The following is a 6,830-nucleotide window of genomic DNA, read 5'->3' as shown; positions in this document are numbered from 1 at the left end:
GCAGATTACCCACGTGTTACTCACCCGTCCGCCGCTAAATCAGAGGAGCAAGCTCCTCATCATTCGCTCGACTTGCATGTATTAGGCACGCCGCCAGCGTTCATCCTGAGCCAGGATCAAACTCTCCATAAAAGTGTTTGTCTTGCTCGATTTTAAAACTGACGGAATTAATTCTTAATTCCTTACCTATTTCTTTTGTTCAGTTTTCAAAGAACTGTGTGTTTGGCTTGTCTTTTTCCGAGACAGCTTTATCATCTTACCGAATGGAAGTTGTAAAGTCAAGCGCTTTTTTTGAAATTCTTTTTTGATCATTTTTACGATCATATGGTGGGCCTAAATGGACTCGAACCATCGACCTCACGCTTATCAGGCGTGCGCTCTAACCAGCTGAGCTATAGGCCCGTAAAAAATAATGGAGCGGGTGATGAGAATCGAACTCACGACCAGAGCTTGGAAGGCTCTTGTTTTACCACTAAACTACACCCGCATAAGTATGGTCGGGAAGACAGGATTTGAACCTGCGACCCCCTGGTCCCAAACCAGGTGCTCTACCAAGCTGAGCCACTTCCCGTAAGTAAATATGGCGCGCCCTGAGAGATTCGAACTCCCGACCTTTTGATTCGTAGTCAAACACTCTATCCAGCTGAGCTAAGGGCGCATATATTAAATGTATTCTATGTTATGAATTAAAGTTGGTGCGGTCGAGAGGACTCGAACCTCCACGGGGATACCCCCACTAGCCCCTCAAGCTAGCGCGTCTGCCATTCCGCCACGACCGCGCGGCTAGATGCCAGCGCATGAGCACTGCAACTTATTGAGAAAAAATTAATATGGTGCGGGTGAAGGGACTCGAACCCCCACGTCAAAGACACTAGATCCTAAGTCTAGCGCGTCTGCCAATTCCGCCACACCCGCATATTAATTTGAAAATGGTGAGCCATGAAGGATTCGAACCTTCGACCCTCTGATTAAAAGTCAGATGCTCTACCAACTGAGCTAATGGCTCTTACTCGAAGTGTTTTTAAACACTTATCTTAAAAAGAAAAAATGGCTGGGCTAGCTGGATTCGAACCAACGCATGTCGCAGTCAAAGTGCGATGCCTTACCGCTTGGCTATAGCCCAACACCTTAGAAATAATGGCGGACCCGACCGGGGTCGAACCGGCGATCTCCTGCGTGACAGGCAGGCATGTTAACCACTACACCACGAGTCCATCAATCTATAGGTATTACTTTTATGAAAGTATATGGTGACCCGTACGGGATTCGAACCCGTGTTACCGCCGTGAAAGGGCGGTGTCTTAACCGCTTGACCAACGGGCCACATGGCAGAGAAGAAGGGATTCGAACCCTCGCACCGCGTTAGCGATCTACACCCTTAGCAGGGGCGCCCCTTGAGCCACTTGGGTACTTCTCTGTATGGCTCCACAGGTAGGACTCGAACCTACGACCGATCGGTTAACAGCCGATAGCTCTACCACTGAGCTACTGTGGAATGTCTTTTAAGGACAATTAATATCATAATCGTTTTCGCCTCAGATGTCAACTAGTTTAAGAATTTTTTTCTGAGCCGCATTCGCTTTACGATACCTGCTTTTAAAAGCTATGTAATAGGTATGTCTAACAGCGACTTTATTAAATTACCACATACCTATATTCGAAGTCAACACCCTATTTTAAAGAAACCTGTTTTAATTTCCCTCTGCACTTTCCACACACATATCTTTTCGTGTCAATTTGCCTCTTTCTCTTATAGGACTGCATACAGTCCGTACATAAATAAGCGTATTTATAGCTCTCTGTTCTTCTTTTTTCCGGGATGGATTGACAGAAACGAGACCCCCCTACTTTATGAAGCCAATATTTAAAATCATCGTCACCATGTTTATATCCTCTGCCCTCGATATGCATATGATAGTGCACGAGCTCATGCTTAATGACACCGATCAATTCTTCTATACCAAATGCTTCATAAAGATGAGGATTCATTTCTATATCATGAGATCGCAACAGGTAACGTCCACCTGTTGTTCGCAGCCTTCTATTGAATCTCGCTTGGTGGCGAAACGTTTTATTGAAGAACTGAATTGAAATCTCCTCCGTTAGCTTCTGCAATTCTTCATTCGTCATGGTCAAGCTCCTTACATTTCTAGTTCACATTAACAAGCTCCTATACATAGACTAATACACAAATAACGGATTGGGAAGTTCAAGGAGGTTCTCTATATGCCAACATGGTTTAAAAGACAGCTCCGTCGTGCTTATTATCAAAAAGACCGTTACCAAATCCGCTTACTTAATCAATGCTGGTTCTTTTATAACAAAAAACACTCCTCCAGTGAAGAATAGTCCACTGGAGAAGTGCTTTATCTTTTATCCTTAATTAGGGGCGATCATGGTTAGAGCGATTCGTTGCTTTGATACATCTACTGAATCTACCCAAACCGTAACGACTTGCCCTACGCTAACGACATCCATCGGATTCTTTACGAATCGATCCGTAAGCTTCGAAATATGAACAAGCCCGTCCTGTTTTACGCCTATATCTACAAACGCACCAAAATCCACAACATTTCGAACCGTTCCTTGAAGTTCCATCCCTTGTGACAAGTCCTCCATCTTAAGAACATCTGTTTTAAGGACTGGCCCTGAAAAAGCATCACGAGGATCACGCCCAGGTTTCATAAGCCCTTCGATTATATCCTTTAATGTTGGAACGCCGATATCTAATTTTTCTGATGTTGCTTCGAGTGAAAGTGATTTTAACTTTTCAGCAAGAGCGTCTGAACCGATATCAGCAGGTTTGAATCCGAGTTCTTTTAATAAAGCTTTCGTTGCCGGGTAGCTTTCTGGGTGAATCCCAGTCTGATCGAGTGGTTGATCTCCGTCTACTACACGTAGAAATCCGATGCATTGCTCATACGTTTTTGCACCAAGACGAGGAATTTTCTTCAGTTCTGATCGATTTTTGAACTTTCCTACCTCGTTTCGTTTAACAATAATGTTCTGTGCAACGGTTTTGGACAACCCGGATACATATTGAAGAAGAGACGATGATGCGGTATTCACGTTAACACCCACTTGGTTAACCGCTGTTTCCACAACAAAGGAAATTTCTTCACCTAGTCTTTTTTGAGAAACATCATGCTGATACTGACCCACACCAATAGACTTTGGATCGATTTTCACAAGCTCTGCCAACGGATCTTGAAGTCTTCGCGCAATGGATACCGCACTTCTTTCTTCAACTTGAAGATCAGGGAATTCCTCTCGAGCGACTGTAGAAGCTGAATACACACTCGCTCCCGCTTCGTTAACGATCACATATGCTACCGATTTTTCTAGATCTTTTAATGTTTCAGCAATAAATTGCTCTGTTTCGCGTGATGCTGTCCCATTTCCGATCGCTGCGATTTCGATATCATACTGATCAATTAGTTTTTTTACAACCGCTGCCGATTTTTCAACCTCTGATCGCGGCGGTGTAGGGTAGATCGTCTGGATATGAAGCACTTTTCCCGTTTCATCTACAACTCCTAGTTTGCAACCCGTTCTATAAGCAGGGTCAACTCCTAAAACAACTTTTCCTTTTAGTGGCGCTTGTAATAGAAGACTTCTTACATTTTCAGAAAAAATATGAATTGCACGCTCTTCCGCTTGTTCGGTTAGAGCCGCGCGAATTTCTCGTTCGATGGAAGGCGCGATCAATCGTTTATACGCATCTTCAATCGCCTCCGAGATAATAGGTGCCGCTGGCGAGCTCGAACGTTTCACAACTTTTCTCCCCATCTTTGAAACGATCAGTTCTGAAGGAGCAGCGATACCTACTCTTAAAATATTTTCTTTTTCTCCGCGATTCACCGCTAAAACACGATGTGGAACAATCTTACGGATAGGCTCTTGGTATTCATAGTACATTTCGAATACTTTTTTCTCATCCAATTCAGTGTTTTTTCCATCTGTTTTGATCTCGCCTTTTGAAAACGTGTCTTCCCTGATCCATTTTCGCATATCTGCATCATCTGAGAGCATTTCAGCGATAATGTCCTTCGCTCCAGACAATGCATCTTCAGCAGAATGAACTTCTTTTTCTTCGTTTATGTAGGAAGCCGCTTCCGTTAGTGGATCATCATTTCTTTGCTCTAATAGCCATAAAGCTAACGGTTCGAGGCCTTTTTCTTTCGCAACTGTTGCTTTTGTTCTTCTCTTTTGTTTGTATGGACGATAAATATCTTCAAGGTCCTGGAGCTTTTGGGCTTTTGCAATTGCTGCCGATAATTCTTCAGTTAATTTTCCTTGTTCTTCTATTAAACGAAGGATCTCTTCTTTACGTGAAGCTAGATTTTGCAAATATGTCCATCGGTCCATAATGTCTTTGATCTGCACTTCATCTAAGCCACCCGTTAATTCTTTTCGATAACGTGCAATAAACGGGACCGTGTTTCCTTCTTCTAGTAGAGCGATAACCTGGTTAATTTGTTTTCCTTTTACGTTCAATTCGGATTCCATTGTTCTCAATGCTTGTTCACTAATAGGTTGTCCCAATAAGAACACTCCTTTTTCAATCAATTAGTACTATTATAAACCAAGGAAGTGGTGGCGTAAAAAAACAAAAAACACCACCCTACAAACTAATGAAGGTGATGTTTTACGAAATCAATTTTATTTGTCCGACGAGACAGGTTGCATCGTCATTAATATCTTGAGGCAATCCACTGATATAGAGAACCGATTCTTTTGGTGATATCATTTTCGTTAACAACGAACGGCTCTGTGTATGAATGTCCATACCATCCGAATAAAGCATCAGTGTTAACTCTTTTTCGAACTTAAAGTCTTGTACTTTAAATTTTTCAGGCTTTCCAGCGAGAAAACCAACTTTCGGCAAAGGGTGTATGGCTCTTTGTCTTTCAGCAGAGATCATAAAACGGATGTTACCAACCCCTGAATAAGTAGCGGTATGATTATGATAATCGACTTTAACAATGGCAATCACGGCACCACGAGTATGTCTTAGCCCTTCATTACAAAGATGCATTAATCCCTCGACAGTTTCATGATGATTTTGATCGATAATATCAGTAGCGGCCCCAGAAGCTTCTTTCGCCATCTTACCACTTCCTAGACCATCCGCTACTGCACATATCAAATAATCTTCCGTTTCTTTTACATAAAAACTATCTCCGCAAAGATCATTTCCCTTTTTCGGTTTTTGATAAGAGGAAACAGATGCTTTGCTAAACTGATAGTGTTCGATCATCTAAGAGCCTCCGAAGGTGATACACGCAACGCTTCTTTAAGTTTTTCAAGTGCTCGTCGCTGAAGTCGGGACACATGCATTTGAGAGATATCTAAACGTTCTCCCGTTTCCTTTTGGCTTAAATTCTCAAAATACGTACATTGAAGAATTTCGCGTTCACGTTCAGAAAGAACAGCAAAAGCTTTTTCCAAAAGCATTCTTTTATCAATCTGATCAAAACCAACATCGTTGGAACCAACTAGATCGAGTAATGTAACTGTGCTTCCTTCTTGATCTGCTTCAATGGAACTATCTACAGATAGAGCTTGATAACTTTTGCCCATCTCCATTGTCTCTAGAACTTCCTCTTCAGAAACTTCTAGGTACTCTGCGATTTCAAAAATTTTCGGTGATCTTTGTAAACGCGTAGTTAGTTCTTCAACTGCTTTCTTGATTCTAGGTCCAAGTTCCTTGATTCGACGAGGTACGTGAACACTCCATGTTTTATCACGGATAAAACGTTTAATTTCTCCGACGATGGTCGGAACAGCGAAAGATTCAAATGATCTTCCAAACGTTTTGTCGTACCTTCTAAAAGCCGCAAGCAATCCAATCATACCAACTTGTACTAAATCGTCATGAATGCTTTTGCCTTTAGAAAACTTCCGAGCTAGTGAATGAACTAAGTCTTGATACTGCAACACGAGGTTCGTCTGAATTTCTTCATTCTTTGGGTCTTGCTGCAGTTCATCGATCCAAGCATAGACTTGTTCTTTACTGTGAAGGCGCTGGTGAGATTCTGTCGACATGTTCCTCCACCTCATCTCTGTGAAGATACTTTGTCATCATTACAACGACACCGGCTTCACTGCTTATTTCTACCTTGTCCATTAATGTATCTATCAGAAAGAGGCCTAAACCTCCCTCATGCAGTTGATCAACTGATTTACCATCTACAGGGCCAAGATTTTTTGAGATAGATTCGACATCAAAGCTTTTTCCTTGGTCGACAACCGTAATTTCCATGCGGTCATCATATATATTACAGCCAATACGAACTTGGCCTTTATCTTCAGTATCGGAATAGGCATGATTAACAACGTTCGTTACAGCTTCTGATACTGCAATTTTGATATCTTCAATTTCGTCAAACGCAAAACCCATGCGGTTGGCCAGGCCAGAGATCGTTAACCTGACGACACCTACATAATCCGGTTTTGCAGGGACCTTCATTTCAATATAGTCGGACGCTGTTCTCATAGCGCCTCCCCCTTTACTCCACTTTCAATATCCATGACTTCCGTTAATCCAGTAATTTCAAAAATGCGTTTAACGCGTTCTGTCATGCCTCTTAATTTTAAAGAGCTATGATTTGCTTTAGAAGATTTTAAAGCTCCTACGAAAATACCAAGCCCTGTGCTATCCATGTATTCAATTCCAGAAAGATCTACGATTACGATGTTTCCTTCTTTCTCTGTTAATGGAAGCATTACTTCTTTTAACTTAGGAGCCGTATAAGCATCCACTTCTCCTGTAAGGTTTAACTCGTATGTTTCATTTATTTGATCTTGATTTATTTGCAAATTCATTT

The 6,830-nt window shown here is 41.9% G+C and carries 7 protein-coding genes, 12 tRNA genes and 1 rRNA gene; 1 reads left to right on the top strand and 19 read right to left on the bottom strand.

Features of this window, described 5'->3' with window-relative positions:
- The 14 genes from ACOZ9X_RS20095 to ACOZ9X_RS20030 form a co-directional block, all read right to left on the bottom strand.
- Nucleotides 1-132 (bottom strand): 16S ribosomal RNA (locus ACOZ9X_RS20095); the annotation flags it as partial.
- Nucleotides 133-325: 193 nt separating this feature from the next.
- Nucleotides 326-402: transfer RNA gene (locus ACOZ9X_RS20090), tRNA-Ile, on the bottom strand.
- An 11-nt stretch (nt 403-413) separates the two neighbouring features.
- Nucleotides 414-487 (bottom strand) — tRNA-Gly (locus ACOZ9X_RS20085).
- A 7-nt stretch (nt 488-494) separates the two neighbouring features.
- Nucleotides 495-571, bottom strand: a tRNA-Pro gene (locus ACOZ9X_RS20080).
- A 10-nt stretch (nt 572-581) separates the two neighbouring features.
- Nucleotides 582-658: transfer RNA gene (locus ACOZ9X_RS20075), tRNA-Arg, on the bottom strand.
- A 35-nt stretch (nt 659-693) separates the two neighbouring features.
- Nucleotides 694-779, bottom strand: a tRNA-Leu gene (locus tag ACOZ9X_RS20070).
- A 52-nt stretch (nt 780-831) separates the two neighbouring features.
- A tRNA-Leu gene (locus tag ACOZ9X_RS20065) sits at nt 832-915 on the bottom strand.
- Between the two features lie 15 nt (nt 916-930).
- Nucleotides 931-1,006, bottom strand: a tRNA-Lys gene (locus ACOZ9X_RS20060).
- 42 nt (nt 1,007-1,048) lie between these two features.
- Nucleotides 1,049-1,123: transfer RNA gene (locus tag ACOZ9X_RS20055), tRNA-Gln, on the bottom strand.
- Nucleotides 1,124-1,138: 15 nt separating this feature from the next.
- Nucleotides 1,139-1,214, bottom strand: a tRNA-Asp gene (locus ACOZ9X_RS20050).
- Between the two features lie 34 nt (nt 1,215-1,248).
- Nucleotides 1,249-1,323: transfer RNA gene (locus ACOZ9X_RS20045), tRNA-Glu, on the bottom strand.
- Between the two features lie 3 nt (nt 1,324-1,326).
- Nucleotides 1,327-1,417, bottom strand: a tRNA-Ser gene (locus ACOZ9X_RS20040).
- 3 nt (nt 1,418-1,420) lie between these two features.
- Nucleotides 1,421-1,495 (bottom strand) — tRNA-Asn (locus ACOZ9X_RS20035).
- Nucleotides 1,496-1,671: 176 nt separating this feature from the next.
- Nucleotides 1,672-2,130, bottom strand: a complete 459-nt coding sequence (locus tag ACOZ9X_RS20030; RefSeq protein ID WP_423419717.1) for a SprT family protein — start codon at nt 2,128-2,130, stop codon at nt 1,672-1,674.
- 96 nt (nt 2,131-2,226) lie between these two features.
- On the opposite strand from ACOZ9X_RS20030, the gene cmpA reads away from it, so the two are divergent.
- The gene (gene cmpA / locus ACOZ9X_RS20025) at nt 2,227-2,349 is read left to right on the top strand and encodes a cortex morphogenetic protein CmpA (protein ID WP_137792088.1); all 123 of its coding nucleotides are present in this window, start codon (nt 2,227-2,229) and stop codon (nt 2,347-2,349) included.
- Between the two features lie 30 nt (nt 2,350-2,379).
- On the opposite strand, the gene ACOZ9X_RS20020 is transcribed toward cmpA, so the two are convergent.
- The 5 genes from ACOZ9X_RS20020 to ACOZ9X_RS20000 form a co-directional block, all read right to left on the bottom strand.
- Nucleotides 2,380-4,509: a Tex family protein gene (locus ACOZ9X_RS20020; RefSeq protein WP_423419720.1), complete on the bottom strand. Its 2,130-nt coding sequence runs from the start codon at nt 4,507-4,509 to the stop codon at nt 2,380-2,382.
- 139 nt (nt 4,510-4,648) lie between these two features.
- A complete protein-coding gene (locus ACOZ9X_RS20015; protein ID WP_423419716.1) occupies nt 4,649-5,260 on the bottom strand; it encodes a SpoIIE family protein phosphatase in 612 nt (203 codons plus the stop codon).
- Complete coding sequence (sigB, locus tag ACOZ9X_RS20010) at nt 5,257-6,048, bottom strand: RNA polymerase sigma factor SigB (RefSeq protein ID WP_066390807.1); 792 nt, start codon at nt 6,046-6,048, stop codon at nt 5,257-5,259. Before sigB ends, ACOZ9X_RS20015 begins: the two co-directional genes overlap by 4 nt.
- Complete coding sequence (gene rsbW, locus ACOZ9X_RS20005) at nt 6,014-6,499, bottom strand: anti-sigma B factor RsbW (protein WP_066390806.1); 486 nt, start codon at nt 6,497-6,499, stop codon at nt 6,014-6,016. The genes sigB and rsbW overlap by 35 nt, the downstream gene beginning before the upstream one ends.
- The gene (locus ACOZ9X_RS20000) at nt 6,496-6,828 is read right to left on the bottom strand and encodes an STAS domain-containing protein (protein WP_144704763.1); all 333 of its coding nucleotides are present in this window, start codon (nt 6,826-6,828) and stop codon (nt 6,496-6,498) included. Before ACOZ9X_RS20000 ends, rsbW begins: the two co-directional genes overlap by 4 nt.
- Between the last annotated feature and the right edge of the window lie 2 nt (nt 6,829-6,830).

It is taken from the genome of Fictibacillus nanhaiensis (assembly GCF_049537595.1).
In the GTDB taxonomy this organism is placed as follows: Bacteria; Bacillota; Bacilli; order Bacillales; family Fictibacillaceae; genus Fictibacillus; species Fictibacillus nanhaiensis_F.
Note: the sequence above shows the minus strand (reverse complement) of the source record. Positions and strands in the feature narration are given on the sequence as shown.